The following is a 20418-nucleotide window of genomic DNA, read 5'->3' as shown; positions in this document are numbered from 1 at the left end:
CGGCTCCCCAGCGCGCAGACATGCTGACGGTGAAGGGAGCCGCGCAAAATCAGCGGTTGTGCATCCGGCCATAGTTATCTTCGAATCGGACGATATCGTCTTCCCCAAGATAGGCGCCGGATTGGACCTCGATCATCTCCAGGGGCACCTTTCCGGGGTTTTCCAGGCGATGCTGGGTTCCAAGCGGAATGTAGGTCGACTGGTTTTCCGAGAGAAGCAGGGTGGTGTCGCCGTTCACGACACGTGCAGTGCCTCGCACGACGATCCAGTGCTCTGCACGGTGGTAATGCATCTGCAGCGACAACGACGCCCCCGGATTAACGACGATCCTTTTCACCTGGAATCGATCACCGCTATCCACACCTTCGTAAGTGCCCCAAGGGCGTGCCACCTTACGATGCAATTCGGATTCGACGCGGCCAGCCGCATTGAGCCGGTCGACGATCTTCTTGACGTCCTGCGCCCGCTCCTTGCTCGCGACCAGCACAGCGTCGGCAGTCTCGACGACGACCAGGTCGTCGACGCCGAGTACGGCGACCATCCGGGACTCGCTACGCACGAACGTGTTGGTCGCATCGAACGCGATCACATCCCCCTGCAGGGTGTTGCCTTGGTCGTCCCGCGGACTGATTGCAGCAAGTGCGCTCCACGTACCTACGTCGCTCCAGCCAATCCCGGCCGCCGCGACTACCACGGCGTGAGAGGTACGCTCCATCACGAGATAGTCAATCGAGTCCGAACGGCTTGCGGCAAACGCGTCGCGATCGAGACGCAGGAAATCGAGATCCTGCTTCGCGAGGCCAACTGCCTGCGTGACCTGTTCGAGCACGTCCGGCGCATGCAGAGCCAGTTCGCGCAGGTACGCGTCGGCGCGGAACAGGAACATGCCACTGTTCCAGTAGTAGCCGCCTTCCGCCAGGAAGGCCCTGGCCCGCGCCTCGTCCGGCTTTTCGACGAACGAATCGACCTCGAAAACATTGCCGCTTGCTCCGCGAGCCGCTGCACGCCGGATGTAACCGTAGCCAGTGTGAGGCTCGGTGGGCTCGATGCCGAACGTGACCAGCTTTCCTTCGGCCGCCTGCGGCAGCGCCTTCTCGACAACCGCGCGGAACACATCGTCGTTTTCGATCATGTGATCCGACGGCAGCACCAGCAGGACCGCGTCAGCGTCGTCCTTCGATGCAATCAACGCGGCGGCTGCGATCGCGGGTCCCGTGTTGCGGGCGACGGGCTCGAGCGCCACACAACCCTGCACACCGATCTCGCGCAACTGTTCCGCAACGAGAAACCGTTGCTGCTCGTTCGAAATGACCAGCGGCGCTGCAGTGTCAGCGAGACCGTCAAGTCTCCTGGCCGTTTGCTGCAACAAGGTCAAATCGCCACAAAGGGACAGGAACTGTTTCGGATATCCACTGCGGGACAACGGCCACATGCGTGTACCGGAGCCGCCACAAAGAATGACCGGGGTAATCGTCATAGTCGTTACTGTTGAGCGTACGAGGGCACCGCCCGTGATGTTGTGGTCAAGGGCGGTAAACAGGTCATTATTACATGTACAAACGTCGCTCCCACCGCCCGTGGGTCCGAGTCGCGACAGCGAACCTCACCCTTGTCGGCAGCGGCGGAAGCAAATTGAGTCGGTCAACGTGCCGCCATACACAAACGCAATGCCTCCCGCCATTCCGGCGCCCGTACACCGAACACCTGCGCAAGCTTGTCGTTCGAGAGTTGGGAGTTGCGGGGGCGTTTGGCGGGCGTCGGATACGCAGACGCCGGAATCGCCTTGACTGTGGGCTTCTTCGGCAAGCCTGACGCCTCGAAGATAGCCTCGGCGAAGCCATGCCAGGAGGTCGTGCCGTCGGCCGTAAGGTGATAGACGCCAGAATGCCGCGCCCACCACTCGGCCCCATCTGGAGCAGCAATCAACTGTGCCAGCACATTCGCGGTCACTGCCGCTATCGTGCTCGACCAGGTCGGTGAGCCGATCTGGTCCGCTACGACACTCAGTTCATCGCGTTCAGCGCCAAGGCGCAGCATCGTCAGCAGAAAATTCTTGCCTCGCGTGCCATACACCCAGCTCGTGCGGAAGATGAGATGCGCGCAGCCCGACGCCACAATCGCCTGCTCGCCCGCAAGCTTGCTCTTCCCATACACGTTCTGCGGGTTGGCCTCATCCGTTTCGACGTACGCACCATCCTTCGTACCGTCAAAAACATAGTCGGTCGAGTAATGCACGAGGCCCGCACCGAGCTGTTTTGCTGCTTCGGCGAGCACGACGGGCGCGTGGGCGTTCAGGCGCATCGCTGCGTCCGGTTCGCTCTCGGCTTTGTCAACCGCGGTGTGTGCGGCCGGATTCACGATGAGTTGCGGCTTCACTTCCAGCACGACACGCCGCACTGCGTCCAGATCGGATAGGTCGAGCATGTTGCGATCGGCCGCGACGACTCGACCAAGCCCCTGTAGGCTGCGCGCCAGTTCGAATCCGACCTGGCCGTGCACGCCGGTGAGCAGAATGGTGGGTTGTTTGCGTAGCGCCATCGCACCCTCACGCAAACACTTCGGCTTCGGCAAGCCGCTTGCCCGCCGCGTCCTTCGCCGCCAGCAGCGGTTCGAAGTCGACTGGCCATTCGATGCCGATATCAGCGTCATTCCACACGATGCTGCGCTCGTGCTCGGGGAACCAGTAGTCGGTCGTCTTGTAGAGGAACTGCGCGGACTCCGACAGCACGACGAAGCCGTGCGCAAAGCCAGGCGGCACCCACAACTGACGGTGATTCTCAGCCGAGAGGTGCACACCCACCCACTTGCCGAAATTCGGCGAGCTGCGGCGTATGTCGACGGCCACGTCGAACACTTCACCTTCAACCACGCGCACGAGCTTGCCCTGCGCATGCTGGATCTGATAGTGCAAGCCGCGCAACACGCCCTTCGCGGAACGCGAATGGTTGTCCTGGACGAACACAACGCCAGGTTCGACCAGCTCTTCGAACTCGCAGCCGTTGAAGCTCTCGTAAAAATAGCCGCGCGCATCGCCGAAGACTTTCGGCTCGATGATCTTGACTTCCGGGAGTGCCGTTTCGGTTACCGTGATGGCCATGCGACCTGATCCATAAGAATGTTCAGCAAATATTTTCCGTAGCCGTTCTTGGCGAGCGGCTTGGCCAGCGCCTGAAGTTGCTCCGCGTCGATCCACGACTGCCGATACGCGATTTCCTCAGGACATGCGACCACGAGCCCCTGACGCTTTTGCAGCGTCGCAATGAACGTCGCCGCTTCGATAAGCGAGTCGTGCGTGCCGGTATCGAGCCACGCGTAGCCCCGGCCCATGATCTCGACATTCAGCGCGCCATCGCTCAAGTAGCGCGAATTGACGTCGGTAATTTCCAGTTCGCCGCGTGCGGACGGTTTGATGTCCGCCGCGATGTCGCACACACGGTTGTCGTAGAAGTACAGGCCAGTGACCGCGTAGTTCGAGCGCGGCTGTGCGGGCTTCTCTTCGATCGACAGCGCGCGAAAGCCCTTGTCGAACTCGACCACACCATAGCGCTCCGGATCGTGCACGTGGTACGCGAACACCGTCGCGCCCGACTCCTGCGAGCTGGCACGTTCCAGCTGCTTGGCGAGATCGTGGCCGTAAAAAATATTGTCACCAAGGATGAGCGCCGACGGATCGTTGCCGACGAATTCCTTGCCGATTATGAACGCCTGCGCGAGACCATCCGGCGACGGCTGCACCGCGTACTGGATGTTCATGCCCCATTGGCTGCCGTCGCCAAGCATCGACTCGAAACGCGGCGTATCCTGCGGCGTCGAGATGATGAGCACGTCGCGAATACCCGCGATCATCAGCGTCGAGAGCGGGTAGTAGATCATCGGCTTGTCGTACACCGGCAGCAGCTGTTTCGAGACTGCATGGGTGATCGGATAAAGCCGCGTGCCGGAGCCACCGGCGAGAATAATGCCTTTGCGCGCCATGTCTACCGCCCTTACGCGCGCCGCGCGTAGTTCGTTTCAACCCACTTGCGATAGTCGCCCGAGGCAACTTCGTCAGCCCACGCCTGATTGTCGAGATACCAGCGCACCGTCTTCGCAAGACCGGTCTCGAAGGTTTCTGCGGGCTTCCAGCCGAGTTCGCGCTCGAGCTTGCGGGCGTCGATCGCGTAACGCCGGTCATGGCCGGGCCGATCGGTCACGTAGGTGATCTGGTCGCGGTACGAACCGGCCGCCTTCGGACGCAGTTCGTCGAGCAGGTCGCACAGCGTGTGCACGACTTCGAGATTCTTCTTCTCGTTCCAGCCGCCGACGTTATACGTTTCGCCGCTCTTGCCGCGCGCGAGCACTTCGCGGATCGCGCTGCAATGGTCGCCCACGTACAGCCAGTCGCGCACGTTCTGGCCGTCGCCGTACACGGGTAGCGGCTTGCCGGCGAGCGCATTGGCAATCATCAGCGGAATGAGCTTTTCAGGGAACTGGTACGGGCCGTAGTTATTCGAGCAATTCGTGGTGAGCGTGGGCAGGCCATACGTGTGGTGATACGCACGCACGAGATGGTCCGAGCCTGCCTTGGTCGCCGAGTACGGGCTGTTGGGCGCGTACGGCGTAGTCTCCGAGAACTGCGGATCGGTTGCGGAGAGTGAGCCGAATACCTCGTCGGTGGACACGTGCAGGAAGCGGAATGCCGCCTTTTCTGCTTCGGGCAGACCGTTCCAGTACTGGCGAGCCGCTTCGAGCAGCGTAAAGGTGCCGACCACATTCGTCTGAACAAAATCGGCCGGACCATGAATCGAACGATCGACGTGGCTTTCTGCCGCGAAATGCAGCACCGCACGCGGCTTGTGTACAGCGAAGAGCGCGTCGAGCGCCGCACGGTCGCAGATGTCCACGCGCGAAAACACGTGCTTCGGATTGCCTTGCAGCGACTGCAATGTTCCCAGATTGCCCGCGTAGGTCAGCTTGTCTACGTTCAGAACGGCTTCATCCGATTGACGCAGCCAGTCAAGCACAAAGTTGGCGCCGATAAAGCCGGCACCGCCCGTCACGAGAATCATGGAACTCCTTTATAGCTCTGTTTGATAGCAACTCTGGCCTAACGCCCCCGGACGCAGAGTGCTCGAAAGAATGCTGTAAAAATGGCTGTTTGGCGAGCAAATGTCCGTCTTTTAACCACTTTGCATACTCTGGCTCTGATTTTATGCCCGACAATTATAAGGCCAGCGAGAGCGAAAACCATACCGCTAACATCTTGAAACAGCTTGACAAATTCCGATTCGACACTGTCAAGGGCATGTGCCTCCGGTTAATGCTTGCGCCTGTCGCGCGATAGCGACAAATCGGCCGCATCTCCGATGGTCACTTCGGGCCGCATCGATGACTCGCGTCACCTACTCTTCACACCACACGGCAAAACTATTCCTGTGATACCGTCATTCTCTCTTCCTGCGCCGTTCTGCAACTGATTCCGATTTAATGACCAAGCAAGCGCCGTTCACCGCTCCCCTCGCCTTCGGCGATCTCCAGGGCTGCCTCACACCGTTTCGCGAACTGCTCGCCAAGGCCGCGCCGTCGGCCCACACGCCGCTGTGGTTCGCGGGCGACCTGATCAATCGCGGACCCGAATCACTCGAGACGCTGCGCCAGGTCATCGCGCTCGGAGAGCGCGGTGTTGCCGTGCTGGGCAATCACGACCTGCATCTGCTTTCGGTGTCGGCGGGCATCCGCAAGTCGAAAAAGGGCGACACCATCGACGACATCCTGAACGCGCCCGACGCCGATGACCTGTTGCGCTGGGTGCGCCACCGTCCAGTCGCGCACTACGAGAGCGGCATGCTGATGGTGCACGCGGGCGTGCTGCCGCAATGGGATGTCGATCTCACGATGGAACTCGCGCACGAGCTTGAGAAAGCCTTGCGGCGCGACAACTGGAAGGAGACGCTCGCGGGCCTCTACGGTAACGAGCCGAACCGCTGGTCGAAGGACCTGAAGGGTATTGATCGGCTACGAGTGACCTGCAGCGCACTCACGCGCATGCGTTTTTGCGATCGCGATGGCACCATGGACTTCACCACGAGCGGCGGCCTCGATTCGGCACCGCCGGGTTATATGCCGTGGTTCGACGTGCCCGGGCGTAAGACCGCCGACGTCACGGTCGTCTTCGGCCATTGGGCGGCGCTCGGCCTCACCTTGCGCAAGAACGTGGTCGGGCTCGATTCGGGCTGCGTTTGGGGCGAACAGCTTTCAGCGGTGCACCTCCACGCAGATCCGTCCCAGCGCCTCCTCACCCAGGTGCCGTGCGAGAGCTGCCGCGCGACGAGCGGCTGAATCTCGCGCCGCCGCGTCCCTTCAGCGCTTCTTGTTGTACACGTGCGTGGTGCTCTTCACACCTTTGGGAAAGACGCGGCGTACGAGTCCGCGCGCCGCGGCGTCGGCCTGCAGCACGACGTCGCGTACAGGCTCGTCGGGTCGCCCCCGAAACGAGGTCGGGTGAAAGTATTCGGCGTCGCCCACCGGGTGATCCGAGAAGTAGTAGTTCGACACGCAGCAGCGCTGCTCCGCGCTCGCGTTCCTCGATACTGAATGCCACGAGTGCTGGTTGGTCACCATTACGGCAAGGCGGTTGAAGCGGCTCACGATCGTCGTCGGCTCGGCTTTCGTGCCCTGCGGCCAGACTTCCAGGTTGCCGCCCTTCTCCAGCGACCAGTCCGGCGAAACGTAATAGAGCAGATTCAGCACGCGATAACGTTCGCGGTCCTTGTCGTGCGAATTGTCGAGATGCGGGTTGAGAAAATGGCCCGGCCCCATCATTGAGATGCCGCCTGCGTAGAGATGCTCGTCTGGATAGAGCGAGCGCAGGCCGGTGATCTCTTTGACGAGTTCGACCACACGCGGCATCTGGAACGCGAAGATGATCTCTTCAAGCAGCGGCGCGTGCGCGTCCATTTGCGCCGACACGTACTTAAGCTCGCGCAAACTCTTGCGCAGCATCATCTTCGACGTGTCGGGAAAGGCCGCGCGAATTGCACGTGCAACGTCCTCCGGAAGTACGTCGTCGATATGGAAGTGGTTGACGGGCGCCGTCTGCGTCCATTGTTCGCGCAATCGCGTGCGTTCTGCTTCGAGGCGCTCCGCGACACGCGCGCCGAGTTCCGTGCGATCCATGATGACTGTCCTGCTTTCGATGTTTTATTTTCGATAACGCGTCGAGGCGTCACGATACCTGAACGGCCCCGGGCCCTTGCACATGCGCCGCCTCACCCCGCATCGTCTCCAACGCCTGCCCCACAGCCTCCTGCGCCCGCGCCGCCAGCTTGCGCCGGTCATCCCCCGCTTCGATCGCCTCGCCCACATAAACGTGAGCGGTCAGCGGCCCGGACTTAAGCATCGCGTCGAGCGAATCCTTGAGCGAGAGGTCGTCGATATACGCCGGCGCCACCGACTGCCGCCCCTGCGCATCCTCATACAAAATGCACAGCGGCTGCACCGGCCTCCCAGCCGATACCGCCGCCTGGAACATGTTCGAGTGAAACGGCTTGAGCGCGAGGCCATCCGAGGTCGTGCCTTCGGGAAACACGCACATCAACTCGCCGCGCTCGAGCCGCGCCGCCAGCTCATGCATGATGCGTTTCGCATCGCTTCGCTTCTCGCGCTCGACGAACACCGTGTCGAGATTCTGCGCGAACCAGCCAATGAGGGGCCAGTTGCGGATCTCGGCCTTCGAGACGAACGGCGTGGGCCGCCACGCGTTGATCACGTAGATGTCGATCCACGAGATATGGTTGCTCACGACGAGCGCGCCGGCATCGAGCCGAGCCGCGTCGTTGTGCACGACGAGCTTCAGGCCGCACAGCTCGAGCATCTTGAGGGACCATGCGCGGTTCATGGCGTGGCGCTGATCGGCGCTCGCGCGCGGAAAACGCAATGCGACGGTCAGGGCGCCGCGCAGCAGATGCGCGAGCAGGCGGGTCTTGCGGATGAAAAGGCTCATGTTTGACGATAGGCTGAATCGCGAAATCCTAGCAGACCTGCATGACACAAATCTGTCATGCGCTTGCAACTCGATCCAACCCGCGCTCAAAGCCCACCCGCCCCGCCACGAGCGTTGCGCGCACCACGGCGGGCAGTTCATAGCCGAGGAACGGCGTGTTGTGTCCCTGACTCTTGAGCGCGCGAGGCTCGACGCGCCAATGCGCATGGGGATCGAACACGCAGAGGTCCGCGCTCGCGCCCACGGCGAGCCGTCCCGCCGGGCTTGCCAGATCATGTTGCATCACGGCTGCGGGCGCCGACGTCACATGGGCGAGCGCTTTCGCGAGCGGCACGCGCGCTTCCTGCGCCCATTTCACCGTGAGCGAGAGAAGCAGTTCGAGGCCCGTCGCGCCCGGCGTCGCTTCGGCGAAGGGCAGCAGCTTCTCGTCGTCGTCCACGGGCGTGTGCTGCGAGCAGATCGCGTCGATCGTGCCGTCGGCGAGGCCCGCGCGAAGCGCCTCGCGATCGCGCTGCTGGCGCAGCGGCGGGTCGAGCCGGAACTGCGCGTCGAAATAGCCGATGTCCATGTCGATCAGATGGAGATGGTTGGCCGTCACGTCGCAGGTCACGGGCAAGCCCTCGGCCTTCGCCGCACGCACGAGCGCCACGCCCGCCGCAGACGAAAGATGCTGCACGTGCACGCGCGCACCGGTCACGCGCATCAGTTCGAACAGCGTATGCAGCGCGATCGTCTCCGCGCTCACCGGCACGCCGGAGAGGCCGAGGCGCGAAGCCAGCGCGCCGCTCGCGGCCACGCCGCCCTTCGAGAGATACGCGTCCTGCGGCCGCAGCCACACGGCGTAGCCATAGGTGCTCGCGTACTGCAGCGCGCGCAGCAGGACCTGGGTGTCGGCGATCGGCGTGTCGGCCTGCGTGAAGCCGATGCAGCCCGCCTCGGTCAGCGACACCATCTCGGTGATCACCTGCCCTTTCAGGCCCACGGTCAGCGCGCCCAGCGGATGCACGTGTGCCCGCGCGAGCTTCCCCGCACGGTACTTGAGCATTTCGACGAGGCCAGCCTCGTCGAGCACTGGGTCGGTATCGGGCGGGCACACGAGGCTCGTCACGCCGCCCGCAAGCGCCGCATTCATCTCCGAGTCGAGCGTAGCCTTGTGCTCGTAACCCGGTTCGCGCAGGCGCGCGCTCAGGTCGACAAGACCAGGCGCGATGACGAGGCCGCGCGCATCCAGCGTGCGGTCCGCCTGAAAGCCCGCGGGCGCCGCGCCAAGCGCCGCGATCTTGCCCGCTTCGATGTACACGTCCTGCTGCTGTTCCGTCCCAGCTACCGGATCGATCAGCGTGCCGCCTTGAATATGGATCTTCATCTGTTGCCCTGTCCTTCTCGCGGCTTCAATCGTTGTTACCGGCGACGATGCCCATCACCGCCATGCGCACCGCAATGCCGAAGCTCACCTGGTCGAGGATCACCGACTGCGGACCATCGGCGACCTGCGAGTCGATCTCGACGCCGCGATTCATCGGCCCCGGATGCATGACGATCGCGTCGGGCGCGGCGAGCGCGAGGCGCTCGGGCGTCAAACCCCAGCTCTTGAAGTACTCCTGCGCGGAGGGCAGCAGCGCGCCGCTCATGCGCTCGTTCTGCAGACGCAGCATGATGATGACGTCGACATCCTTGAGGCCTTCATCGAGGTTATGAAACACCCGCACGCCCATCTGCTCGAGGCCGCCCGGCAGCAGCGTGCGCGGGCCGATGGCGCGCACCTCGGGCACGCCGAGCGTGGTCAGCGCGTGGATGTCCGAGCGCGCCACACGCGAATGCAGAATGTCGCCGACGATCGCCACGCGCAGGTTCGTGAAGTCGCGCTTGTAGTGGCGGATCGTGTACATATCGAGCAGGCCTTGCGTCGGGTGCGCGTGGCGGCCGTCGCCGGCGTTGATCACGTGCACGTGCGGCGCGCAGTGCTCGGCGATCAGGTACGGCGCGCCGCTCGACGCGTGGCGCACGACGAACATGTCGGCGTGCATCGCCGAAAGATTGCCGATGGTGTCGAGCAGCGACTCGCCCTTGCTCGTCGATGAAGCGTTGATGTTCAGGTTGAGCACATCGGCCGAAAGACGCGTGGCCGCGATCTCGAACGTGGTTCGCGTGCGCGTGGAGTTCTCGAAAAACAGGTTGAACACCGACTTGCCGCGCAGCAGCGGCACCTTCTTCACGTCGCGGTCGGTCACGCTCACGAACTGCGTGGCGGTATCGAGCACATGCGTGAGGATCGCGCGCGACAGGCCCTCGATCGACAGCAGGTGTTTAAGCTCGCCATTCTTCGTGAGCTGCGGATTGCCCTTGAGGAAGCCGTAGCGAAAACGCGTGTCGTCCGCTGGGGACGCCGCGGGCGTGGGCTGGGTGTTCATCGCGTAAATCCTGGGTGTGATGGGCCGTGTGTGGCCGGCGTGCATGCCTGTGCTTCTGCCGTCGCTGCCGCCGAATGTATTCGATGCGCGCGTCAGCTACCGCTGCTCTGCTCGACTTCAAAAGCGAAGCGGCCGTCGGGGTTGTGTGCAAGCACGAGCGTTTCGTGTGCACCGACGCTCACCGCGCCGCCGGTGAAACGCGCAGACACCGGCAGTTCGCGCCCGCCGCGCTCGGCGAGCACCGCGAGTTCGACGGAGGCCGGCCGCCCGTAGTCATAAAGTTCGTTGAGTGCGGCGCGCACCGTGCGGCCCGTGTACAGCACGTCGTCGACGAGCAGAATGTGGCGGCCTTCCACCGCGAACGGCAGCGCCGTTGGGCTCGCCTTGCTGTGCAGGCCCTTTTTCGCGTAGTCGTCCCGGTGCAGCGCGACGTTGAGCACGCCCCATTCGTGCGTCCCAACGTCCTGCGCGAGCCGCTCGGCGATCCACGCGCCGCCGCTATGGATGCCGACGATCGCCACGCCGCCGGGCGCGCCGAACGCATCGGCGTGATACGCCGCGCGGATCTCGTCGAGAAGGGCGAAGTACAGCGCTTCAGCGTCGGAAATGATCATCGGGCAACTCGCGGGCAGGTCAGAGCGGGAGTTCGTCGAGGTACTGCTGGAGAATCACGGAGGCCGCTTCGGCGTCGACGTGTTCGACGCGTGCGCCGCGCTCGCGCAGCCGTGCTTCGGCATCGACAGACGAATAGCGCTCGTCCACCCACACCACCCGCAAACCGAAGCGGCCGTTGAGTTGGTTGCCAAAGCGCTTCGCGTGCTGCGTCATGATGTGTGGCGTGCCATCCGGATGACACGGCAAGCCGACCACGAGCACATCAGGCTGCCATTCGCGCAGCAATTCGCCTATCGCTTCGAAGCGATAGGCGCGACTCTTGTTGGGAATGACGGTGAGCGCCCGGGCGCTGCGCGTGAGCGCATTGCCGAGCGCCACGCCGATGCGCTTTTCGCCGTAATCGAACGCAAGCAAGGTGGCCTCGCCGGCCCCTCGCCCAGCGGCCACGCTCATGCGTGGCCCGCCTCGCCCGACAGCATCGTCGAGGAAATGCCGAGCAGCGCGAGCGCCGCCTCGAAACGCTCTTCGGCGGGCACGTCGAACACGATCTTCGGATCGGCCTCGACCGTGAGCCAGCCGTTCTTCGAGATTTCGTCCTCGAGCTGACCCGCGCCCCAGCCGGCATGGCCGAGCGTGAGCAGGAAGCGTTCGGGGCCGCTGCCGTTGGCGACGGCTTCGAGCACGTCCTTCGACGTGGTCATCTCGAGCCCGCCCGGTACCGACATCGAAGACGTATAGCTCGTTCCCTCGGCGGGCGCGTGCAGCACGAAGCCCCGCTCGGTCTGCACCGGGCCGCCGAAATAGACGGGCACGTGCAGGAGCGGCTCGATTTCGAGCTTCAGGTCGATGCGGGAAAAGAGTGCCTCGAGATCGATGTCGGTGGGCCGATTGATGACGAGACCGAGCGCGCCGCGCTCCGAATGATCGCAAAGGTAGACCACCGTTCCTGAAAACGTGGGGTCCGCCATGTTCGGCATGGCGATCAGGAACTGGTTGGTCAGATTGATGCGATCGGTACTCTTGGACATGGTTTGAATTCTAGCAAAGACGATGCTCAATGGCGGCGCGCTGCCAGGCCGGAAGTCGGGCGCCCGATGGCCGCCTCGCACTTTGCCAGCCGCTACGCGTCGCGCATTGCAGGGAATGGCTCACTCTAACACGCGCGCGCTGCGCCCTTGCAAGGCAATGGGCCAACGGCGCAAGGCCGGTGCCCGGCGCCTGGGCGGCCAGACGCGCGCCGCCGATCCGCCCGCCCGGTGCATTCAGTGCGCAATGGATTGCACTGCGGGCTGCGCTGCGGTTTGCGCCACGCCGCCAACGATCGCCGCCCCAAGCGCACGCACCGCGGGCGTGGCGTCGGGCTGCGCGATGCCCGCCGCGACCTTGTGCAGCATGGCGCGCAGCGCCTCACTGGCATGCTCGATCGCCTCGGCGCCGGGCGCCTGAACCGACGGCGCGCCGTGCGCCTCGAGCGTCGCGAGCGTTGCCGCGTGCGCGGTGCGCCGCCAGGCGAGGCCCAGCGCATCCGCGAGCTGGCCGACGTGACCGAGCCCGAGCGCCCAGGCCGCCGCACCGATGCGGTACGCCGCCTCGGCTGCGACCAGCGCGTCGGCAGGCTCCGGGCCCGCGCCCGCGCCCGCGCCGCGCAACGTCAGCGTGCGCGAATGCGTGCCGAGCGCGATCATCGCCGCATCGGCAGTCTGCAGAAAATCTTCATACGCGTTGCCGTTCACGACGAGCGCACCCAGCTCGCGCGTGGGCGCCACGCGCGCCGCGAGCGCGCCGGCCTGCGCGCTACCGGCTTCCCACAGCGCTTCCGAGGCTTGCGTGCCGGCGATATGCCATTCGACGGTCAAGCCGTAGTCGTGCAGCAAATCGACGTCGGCGGTGTCTTCCGCGGCGGCCCCGAAGAGCGCGTAGTCGCGCCATAGCAACGCCAGCGTCGAGCGCACGAGCGTTTGCGGCGCGAAGCGCAGGCCGCGCGCGTGCTCGCCGATCAGCAGATTGCAGCGCGCGTAAAGCCGCCGCACGCCCTCGTCGCCCCATGACGCCGCGCCGCGCCGCAGCGCGCGGCCGCACGCGGCGGCAAGTCGCCAGAAGTCGTAGGGATCGGGACTCGATAGCTCGGCCATGCAGGCATCCATCTCGTCGAATGCCGCGAGCGCGAGCGCGTCGGCCGCGCGGCTGCCGTTGCCGAACTGCGATTTGAGCGCATGCAGCAGCGCCTGCTCGAAGCGCGCGCGCACCTGGCCAAAGCGTTGCGCCGGCTGCGGATGCAGCGAAGCGGGCGCGAGCGGCCTGCCCTGCAGCGCCACGTCCTCGTAGGCGAGCGCGATGCCCGGCACGTGCTCCGCCAGTGCGGCCAAGAGCGCGTGCTGCCGCGCGAAAAGCGCAGGCGAACACGCCAGCTCGCGCAGATTACGGCGTTCGAGCGCGGCGACGAGATCTTCGAGCGCCTCGCTGAACAACGCGCGGATTTCAGCGCCCTGCACTTCCTCGGGTACATGAAGCGGCCGCGCGGGCAAGCCCGGCGGCGGTGCGACGGGCACCGGCGCGGCGAGCGCGAGCGGGGAAGCGAGGAGCAGCGTGTCGGCAAAGCGCGCGGCGGCAAGCCAGCCGGCGTCGTGCAGCGTGCGGGCAGCCTGGCGCAGCGGCCGGGCCACATCACGCTGCTCATCGAGCGCGGCAAGCGCCTGGGCGAGCGCGCCATGCGCGAACGGCACCGTGCCGCCGCGCGGATTCGGCAACGCTTCGAACCGCACATCAGAGCTTGAAGGATGACTCATAGGGCAGCGCCGAAAACGTTAGCGGGCCGACCAGGCGGGCAATCTCGACAATGGCGTCGACGAGAGCATCAACAACCGCGACGGCAAGCGCAAATACGGTGCCCGCTGTTGCGACACCGCACTCCGCACCCGCCACACTTCTGGAATCTGCAGCCAGACTGCGCGCCGGCTATCGCCAGCTATCCGGGCAACGCGCTCAGATCTGGACCATCTCGAAGTCTTCCTTGCGCGCACCGCACTCAGGACAGGTCCAGTTGATCGGGACATCCTCCCAGCGCGTGCCGGGGGCAATGCCTTCGTCTGGCAAACCGGCTTCTTCGTCGTAAATCCAGCCGCAGATCAGGCACATCCAGCTTCTATATTCCATTCTTATGCCGCGTCGAAAAGTCCGAAACCAGTCGGAAAAAAAATCGGGGAAACGAGAGCCATGATGGTACCTTGTTGCCGTTTCCATGCCTAGCAAGAGGAAATCTGGCCTGCACGGGATCAAACAGAATGCGTTGCCGCTAGCGGCTCGTGCAGCGCGGAAAAATCCTCGCGCGCGCCGGGGTCATCCGTCCCCCGGATTCGTCGATAAGCCGCATAATTGAAGCATTCTCTTATGACGGCGCGGTACGCCGCGCCCGAAGTCCAATCCATCTCGCCACGTTCATGCCCAGCGACACCCCTCCCATCGTCCTCACCTTCGGCCTCTCCGACCCGACCGGCGGCGGCGGCCTCCAGGCCGACCTGCTCACGCTCGCCAGCATGGGCTGCCACGGCGTCACCGCGCTGACCGGCTACACGGTGCGCGACTCCGCGGGCTGCGACGAAGTGACCGGCCTCGACCCGGAAACCGTCGCCACCCAGGCGCGCATGCTGCTCGAAGACATGCCCATCGCGGCGTTCAAGGTCGGCGCGGGTGCGCGCGCCGAGGTCGTGAGCGCGATCGCCGAAGTGGTCGCCGACTATGACGACTTGCCGCTCATCCTCGCCCCCGACTTCACGCTCGACGACGAGCACGTCCTCGCCGCCGACGAACTGCGTGAAGCGATGGCCGACCTGCTCGTGCCGCAGACCACGCTGCTCGTGGCCGACTCCGCCACGCTGATCGCGCTCGCACAGCCGGACGGCGACGCGGAAGCGCCCAGCGTCGACGCCGCCATCGCGCACCTGCTCGCCACCGGTTGCGAGTACATCCTGGCGATGGAAACGGGCACGCATCGCGTGGTCAACACGCTGTATTGCGAAGACGGCCAGTTGCGCCAGGATCTGTGGGACCGCTCCACCCAGCCGATGATGGGCGTGACGGACACGCTTGGCGCCGCCATTGCCGCGCTGCTTGCCAATGGGCAGGAGCCGCCCGAGGCCGTGCGCGAAGCGCAGGAATATGTGTATCAGGCCGTGCAGAACGCGTTCAGGCCGGGCATGGGCGCGTGGCTGCCCGACCGGTTCTTCTGGGCGCGCAGCAATGACACGGACGCGGACGAAGGCTCGCCGGGCGAAGCGAAGCAATAAATCTGCGGTTTGGCCTTCCACCCGGAGGCCAGCCGCGCAAACCGCACAGACGAAAAAAAGCCCGCATCGCTGCGGGCTCTTCTTTTCGGGCTAGGGGCACACGCCTCACGGCGCGTCCCCTGCACTTCTGAACTTCGATGTAATTTCGGCGTGAGCCTGGCTCTGCATGAGACCGGAGTAGGAGCTTTGCATGGGACCAAAGTAAGCGCTGAAGCGCTAACTCTGGTCGACAGCTGAAGCACCAACTCCGGATCGCAATTACATGTCCATGCCCATGCCGCCCATGCCGCCGGGCATGCCGCCAGGCATCGGAGCATCTTCCTTCGGCACTTCAGCAACAGCTGCGTCCGTCGTCAGAAGCAGGCCAGCAACCGAAGCTGCGTTTTGCAGCGCGGTGCGCGTGACCTTCGTCGGGTCGACCACGCCAGCTTCGACCATGTCGACGTACTCGCCGGTCGCTGCGTTGTAGCCGTAGTTGCCTTGACCAGCAGCAACTGCTGCCACGACGACCGAAGCTTCTTCGCCGCCGTTCGTGACGATCTGGCGCAGCGGCTCTTCCATTGCGCGCAGGACGATCTTGATGCCTGCGTCCTGGTCTGCGTTGGCGCCCTTCACGCTGGCGATTGCCGTGCGTGCACGGATCAGCGCAACGCCGCCGCCCGGGACGATGCCTTCTTCAACGGCAGCGCGGGTTGCGTGCAGCGCGTCTTCCACGCGTGCCTTCTTTTCCTTCATTTCGACTTCGGTCGCAGCGCCAACCTTGATCACTGCCACGCCGCCTGCCAGCTTGGCAACGCGCTCTTGCAGCTTTTCACGGTCGTAGTCCGACGTCGCTTCTTCGATCTGCGTGCGGATTTGCTTCACGCGCGCTTCGATGTTCACGGCTTCGCCTGCGCCGTCGATGATCGTCGTGTTTTCCTTGCCCACTTCGATGCGCTTGGCTTGACCGAGTTCGGCCAGCGTTGCCTTTTCGAGCGTGAGGCCGGTTTCTTCCGCGATGACTTGACCGCCGGTCAGGATCGCGATGTCTTCCAGCATGGCCTTGCGACGGTCGCCGAAGCCCGGAGCCTTGACGGCGACGGTCTTCAGGATGCCGCGGATGTTGTTGACGACCAGCGTTGCGAGCGCTTCGCCTTCGACGTCTTCAGCGATGATCAGCAGCGGACGGCCAGCCTTCGCGACTTGTTCCAGAACCGGCAGCAGATCACGGATGTTCGAGATCTTCTTGTCGAACAGCAGGACGAACGGGCTTTCCAGCACGGCGACTTGCTTGTCCGGGTTGTTGATGAAGTACGGCGAGAGGTAGCCGCGGTCGAACTGCATACCTTCGACGACTTCCAGCTCGTCTTGCAGCGACTTGCCGTCTTCGACGGTGATCACGCCTTCCTTGCCAACCTTGTCCATCGCTTCAGCGATACGGTCGCCGATCGACGTGTCGCTGTTTGCCGAGATCGAGCCGACTTGAGCGATTTCCTTGTTGGTCGTGCAGGGCTTGCTGACCTTGCGCAGTTCTTCGATTGCTGCTGCGACGGCCTTGTCGATGCCGCGCTTCAGGTCCATCGGGTTCATGCCCGATGCGACGTACTTCATGCCTTCGCGGACGATCGACTGGGCCAGAACCGTAGCCGTCGTCGTGCCGTCACCGGCGTTGTCGCTGGTCTTGGAAGCCACTTCCTTGACCATTTGCGCGCCCATGTTCTGGAGCTTGTCCTTGAGCTCGATTTCCTTTGCGACCGAGACACCGTCCTTGGTGACCGTCGGGCCGCCGAACGAGCGCTCGAGCACCACGTTGCGGCCCTTCGGACCCAGCGTGACCTTCACTGCGTTGGCGAGAATGTTCACGCCTTCAACCATCTTGGAACGGGCGGAATCGCCGAACACGACGTCTTTAGCTGCCATCTTCTAACTCCTTGAATTCTTGAATAGTGAGCGGTGGAATGAACTTACTTGTTCACCACGGCCATGATGTCTTCTTCGCGCATCACGAGCAGTTCGTTGCCATCGACCTTGACGGTCTGGCCAGCGTACTTGCCGAACAGAACGCGATCGCCGACCTTCACGTCGAGCGCGATCAGGGCGCCCTTGTCGTCGCGCTTGCCCGGGCCGATGGCCAGGACTTCGCCTTGATCCGGCTTTTCTGCCGCTGCGTCCGGGATCACGATGCCCGAAGCGGTCTTGGTTTCTTGATCCAGGCGCTTGACGATCACGCGATCATGCAAAGGACGAAGGTTCATGGATAGATCCTCTCTTGATTAGGACTTGAAGCGACTCAAGAAAACCTGGCTGCCGGTAGCCGCCAGCCAGAGATGTTGTTAGCACCAGAGTTGTTAGCACTCTCATGCGGTGAGTGCTAATTATATGGACGGGGAGTGACAAATTCAAGAAGGGGCGGAATGGGGAATTTCCGTTGAGATTGGTTCGACCCCGGAGGCACTTCTCCTAGTTCAGGTTAGAACCATTGGATGTCGGATTTAAGTGCCATATAAAAATATTCTTCAATATAAACAATAGGATAGATGAACTCAATACCCTATCCGACAAGAAACCGCATGACGCTGGAAGCAACGGCGTCCAGCAAGCGGGCCCCGGCCTCCCGAGTCATCCGGGACGCCTCTCGGGGAAATCCCCGATCTTGCCATGATCCGGTGCGATTTATACACACAACCGGTTTGTTGGCGCCCTACTGCTCGCAGGCAGCGCATATGTGCGGTAGGCAACACCGGCAATTAACGGATGAACGGAAAATCACTCATATGATCTTTCGAGCGGCTGCGCCCCGTCAGGCACCGCCGCTCTCCTGCGCATGCAGATCGTGGGTTCCGCGAGGCTTCGCCGATCGCTTCAACGACGATCCTGAACATGCCGAAATGGCGTCGCCATGACGGTGGAACGACAGCATGTCAGTTCAGATGACTCGCAACCAGAGTTTCCCCACACCATGCAAGTTCTGTGGCGGGACGCTCTATCAGTACGCCGATTCCTGTCCTTACTGCGGCACGGATCGCCCGCTCGACGCGCCTGCGCACGCGCGCCCGAAAGCCACCTTGAGAGTCATCGGTTCCGCGGCAGCGCCTATGCCTGCCGTTGCAAAGGTGTCGCTTGCCGGCGCGGCCGCATTCCATCGCCCGTCGGTGCACGCAGACTATTTGCACCACTATCAACTCAAGGAACACCGCCCGTTCTGGCGCACCGGTAAAGGGCTCTTCGTGAAGGGCGTTTTGCTCGCCTGGTTCATTGTAGCAATCGCATACGCTGCGTTTCTGCTGTACGGCGAAAGGCGCGGCCAGGAAAGAGAAGTTCGTGCCACGCGCGCGAGCCTCGCCGAGAAAAGCTTGCTAAACACGAATGCCACACTTCCACGTGGCGCGAACAATCAGGCGGCGCGCGAGATACAGCGCTACAGCGCACCAGCGGAGCAACGCTGCGATAACGCGCTGCAAAGCGCGGACCGATGTGCCTCGGAACGTGCCTGGGATTGCGTGCGAGAACAGGCATCGGAGGCGCTCGCGATTGATCCGGGCAGCCTGCGCGCGCGCTCGCTGATGGAGCGCGCCATCCTCGCGACGGGCTGGTCGCCGCTACGTACGCCGAACGGCCCCGCCCAATCGGACGCGGCTGTGCCGCGGCCGCGCGATGCAAGCAGCGTTCCGCTGCCGTCGTCGCGGGATTGGGGCGCCACCGCGCCGGCCGCGCCGAACGCCCCGGCCACAGTCGCGTCACCTCCCCCGCTGCCGAGCGCGACCAGCACGCCAGCTAACGGACGTCCAACGGACGTCGAAAGTGCGGATACGAGCGTCACGTCGGCAGCTGCGAATCAATCCGCTGCCGCCGGCGCCACCGTCCCTGGCAGCAACGACGACGGCGTCGATACCCAGGAGCGCGCGATTCGCCAACTTGGGTGGAAGGACAGCCCATCCTCCGAAGGCACGCATTGAAAACGATTACAGATTAAATCGAAGTCTGCCGTAGAACGTATCCAAGGCGGGAGAGAGACCATGCTGAAAACGATGCTCGCAGGACTGGCGGCGCTGATTGCCCTGCTCTTTTCGACACTCGCGCTCGCCGCTGCCGCAGACGCGAACTACAAGATCGTGACCGGCCAGGAGCGCGGCACCTACATTCAGATCGGCCAGGACCTCGCGAAATGGGTCGCGCAGCCGGCGGGCATCGATCTCGAAGTGATCCCATCGAAAGGCTCGGCCGAAAACGTGCAGCGTATGCGTTTCGAGCCCGGCGTGAAGCTCGCGCTCGTGCAGTCCGACGTCTACCAGGCCTACGTCGACATGGCCAATTCCGGCAACGAAGAGGCCGGCACGCTGATACGGCCGCTGCGGCTCATCATGCCGCTCTACGACGAAGAGATTTACTTCGTGGTGCGTAACGACTCACCGATGAAGACGATCAACGAGATCAAGGACAAGGTAATGAGCGTCGGGCTGATCGGCAGCGGCACCGCGCAGTCGGCGACGACGCTGTACCGACTCATGTTCGGCCAGCCGATTCCGGAGCAGTACGCGCAGCACCTGAGCAACGAGGACGCACTTGCTGCGCTCATCGTCAAGAAGATCGATGTCGCTATCATCGTTGCCGGGCAACCCGCCAAGCTCTTCACCGACATGAACCCCGAACTGCTGCAGCAGATCCGCTTCCTGCGCGTCGATCCGAACGCGCCGGAAACGGCGCGCGCGAAGCAGACTTACTACCCCGCGACGATCCACGTGTCGAGCTACCCGAACTGGCTCAAGGAAGACGTGCCGACGTGGACGGTCAAGGCCTTTCTCGTCACCTATGACTACAACCTGCGTGATACGGTCGGCAACCTGAAGCGTTTTGCCGATTCGCTCTGCGCGAACTTCGACAACCTGCAGGAGCACGGCCATCCGAAGTGGAAGCAGGTGAAGCTCGAACTGCCGGGCCTCGGCAAAGGCTGGCAGTACTACCCGCCTGTTGAGCGACGTCTGAAGACCTGTTTCGCGCATCGCGCCGCGATGCAGGCGGCCGCGCCGCCACGCGCCGCCGCCACGGCACAAGTCAATGCACGGCCGTGTTCGGACCAGGAGCGCTTGCTGCTGCTTTGCAAGTAATTTGACACGGAACGGACATCTTCCACCAGGCCGCGGACCGCGCA

20 protein-coding genes are annotated in these 20418 nt (G+C 63.6%); 4 read left to right on the top strand and 16 right to left on the bottom strand.

All coding sequences use genetic code 11. The annotated features are described in order from the left end of the window. Positions 1 to 49: 49 nt before the first annotated feature. The 5 genes from AB4Y42_RS29475 to rfbB all read right to left on the bottom strand — a co-directional run bounded on the left by AB4Y42_RS29475 (position 50) and on the right by rfbB (position 5048). Positions 50 to 1477, bottom strand: a complete 1428-nt coding sequence (locus AB4Y42_RS29475; RefSeq protein ID WP_368696112.1) for a mannose-1-phosphate guanylyltransferase/mannose-6-phosphate isomerase — start codon at positions 1475 to 1477, stop codon at positions 50 to 52. A 164-nt stretch (positions 1478 to 1641) separates the two neighbouring features. Continuing rightward, positions 1642 to 2538 (bottom strand): dTDP-4-dehydrorhamnose reductase, encoded by an 897-nt coding sequence (gene rfbD / locus AB4Y42_RS29470; protein ID WP_368696111.1) that lies wholly within the window; start codon positions 2536 to 2538, stop codon positions 1642 to 1644. Positions 2539 to 2545: 7 nt separating this feature from the next. After that, complete coding sequence (gene rfbC, locus AB4Y42_RS29465; RefSeq protein WP_368696110.1) at positions 2546 to 3097, bottom strand: dTDP-4-dehydrorhamnose 3,5-epimerase; 552 nt, start codon at positions 3095 to 3097, stop codon at positions 2546 to 2548. Next, a complete protein-coding gene (gene rfbA / locus AB4Y42_RS29460; RefSeq protein ID WP_368696109.1) occupies positions 3082 to 3975 on the bottom strand; it encodes a glucose-1-phosphate thymidylyltransferase RfbA in 894 nt (297 codons plus the stop codon). Before rfbA ends, rfbC begins: the two co-directional genes overlap by 16 nt. 11 nt (positions 3976 to 3986) lie before the next feature. After that, entirely contained in the window at positions 3987 to 5048 is a 1062-nt protein-coding gene (gene rfbB, locus AB4Y42_RS29455; protein WP_368696108.1) for a dTDP-glucose 4,6-dehydratase, read from the bottom strand. A gap of 418 nt (positions 5049 to 5466) precedes the next feature. On the opposite strand from rfbB, the gene AB4Y42_RS29450 reads away from it, so the two are divergent. Next, a complete protein-coding gene (locus AB4Y42_RS29450; protein ID WP_368696107.1) occupies positions 5467 to 6318 on the top strand; it encodes a symmetrical bis(5'-nucleosyl)-tetraphosphatase in 852 nt (283 codons plus the stop codon). Between the two features lie 21 nt (positions 6319 to 6339). On the opposite strand, the gene AB4Y42_RS29445 is transcribed toward AB4Y42_RS29450, so the two are convergent. From AB4Y42_RS29445 to AB4Y42_RS29405, 9 genes are all read right to left on the bottom strand, one after another. Then, positions 6340 to 7155, bottom strand: coding sequence for a 2OG-Fe(II) oxygenase (locus AB4Y42_RS29445; RefSeq protein ID WP_368696106.1), 816 nt, complete (start codon positions 7153 to 7155; stop codon positions 6340 to 6342). Between the two features lie 49 nt (positions 7156 to 7204). Then, positions 7205 to 7981, bottom strand: coding sequence for a lysophospholipid acyltransferase family protein (locus AB4Y42_RS29440; RefSeq protein WP_368696105.1), 777 nt, complete (start codon positions 7979 to 7981; stop codon positions 7205 to 7207). A gap of 55 nt (positions 7982 to 8036) precedes the next feature. Beyond that, positions 8037 to 9347, bottom strand: coding sequence for a dihydroorotase (locus AB4Y42_RS29435; RefSeq protein WP_368696104.1), 1311 nt, complete (start codon positions 9345 to 9347; stop codon positions 8037 to 8039). 25 nt (positions 9348 to 9372) lie between these two features. Further along, on the bottom strand, positions 9373 to 10392 hold the full coding sequence (locus AB4Y42_RS29430; RefSeq protein ID WP_324140716.1) for an aspartate carbamoyltransferase catalytic subunit: 1020 nt from the start codon (positions 10390 to 10392) through the stop codon (positions 9373 to 9375). Between the two features lie 92 nt (positions 10393 to 10484). Further along, positions 10485 to 11006: a bifunctional pyr operon transcriptional regulator/uracil phosphoribosyltransferase PyrR gene (pyrR, locus tag AB4Y42_RS29425; RefSeq protein ID WP_368696103.1), complete on the bottom strand. Its 522-nt coding sequence runs from the start codon at positions 11004 to 11006 to the stop codon at positions 10485 to 10487. A 19-nt stretch (positions 11007 to 11025) separates the two neighbouring features. Next, positions 11026 to 11460 (bottom strand): Holliday junction resolvase RuvX, encoded by a 435-nt coding sequence (gene ruvX / locus AB4Y42_RS29420; protein WP_368696102.1) that lies wholly within the window; start codon positions 11458 to 11460, stop codon positions 11026 to 11028. Then, the gene (locus AB4Y42_RS29415) at positions 11457 to 12035 is read right to left on the bottom strand and encodes a YqgE/AlgH family protein (protein WP_028202127.1); all 579 of its coding nucleotides are present in this window, start codon (positions 12033 to 12035) and stop codon (positions 11457 to 11459) included. The genes ruvX and AB4Y42_RS29415 overlap by 4 nt, the downstream gene beginning before the upstream one ends. A 234-nt stretch (positions 12036 to 12269) precedes the next feature. Next, entirely contained in the window at positions 12270 to 13793 is a 1524-nt protein-coding gene (locus AB4Y42_RS29410) for a hypothetical protein (RefSeq protein ID WP_368696101.1), read from the bottom strand. 196 nt (positions 13794 to 13989) lie between these two features. After that, positions 13990 to 14160, bottom strand: coding sequence for a rubredoxin (locus AB4Y42_RS29405; protein ID WP_008342674.1), 171 nt, complete (start codon positions 14158 to 14160; stop codon positions 13990 to 13992). A gap of 284 nt (positions 14161 to 14444) precedes the next feature. On the opposite strand from AB4Y42_RS29405, the gene AB4Y42_RS29400 reads away from it, so the two are divergent. Beyond that, positions 14445 to 15290: a hydroxymethylpyrimidine/phosphomethylpyrimidine kinase gene (locus tag AB4Y42_RS29400; RefSeq protein WP_368690332.1), complete on the top strand. Its 846-nt coding sequence runs from the start codon at positions 14445 to 14447 to the stop codon at positions 15288 to 15290. A gap of 258 nt (positions 15291 to 15548) precedes the next feature. Here AB4Y42_RS29400 and groL read toward each other — a convergent pair whose 3' ends face one another. Then, positions 15549 to 17189 carry a chaperonin GroEL gene (gene groL, locus AB4Y42_RS29395; protein ID WP_042262253.1) on the bottom strand — a complete coding sequence of 547 codons (1641 nt, stop codon included), beginning with the start codon at positions 17187 to 17189 and terminating at the stop codon, positions 15549 to 15551. 44 nt (positions 17190 to 17233) lie between these two features. Next, the gene (gene groES / locus AB4Y42_RS29390; protein WP_028202123.1) at positions 17234 to 17524 is read right to left on the bottom strand and encodes a co-chaperone GroES; all 291 of its coding nucleotides are present in this window, start codon (positions 17522 to 17524) and stop codon (positions 17234 to 17236) included. 858 nt (positions 17525 to 18382) lie between these two features. Between groES and AB4Y42_RS29385 the strand changes: the two genes are divergently transcribed. Both AB4Y42_RS29385 and AB4Y42_RS29380 read left to right on the top strand, forming a co-directional pair. Then, on the top strand, positions 18383 to 19225 hold the full coding sequence (locus AB4Y42_RS29385; RefSeq protein WP_368696100.1) for a hypothetical protein: 843 nt from the start codon (positions 18383 to 18385) through the stop codon (positions 19223 to 19225). 60 nt (positions 19226 to 19285) lie between these two features. Further along, on the top strand, positions 19286 to 20374 hold the full coding sequence (locus AB4Y42_RS29380) for a TAXI family TRAP transporter solute-binding subunit (RefSeq protein WP_368696099.1): 1089 nt from the start codon (positions 19286 to 19288) through the stop codon (positions 20372 to 20374). The last annotated feature ends 44 nt before the right edge of the window (positions 20375 to 20418 follow it).

Source organism: Paraburkholderia sp. EG286B, assembly GCF_040965655.1.
Lineage (GTDB): Bacteria > Pseudomonadota > Gammaproteobacteria > Burkholderiales > Burkholderiaceae > Paraburkholderia.
The sequence above is the reverse complement of the archived record's forward strand: the minus strand, read 5'-3'. Positions and strand labels throughout refer to the sequence as shown.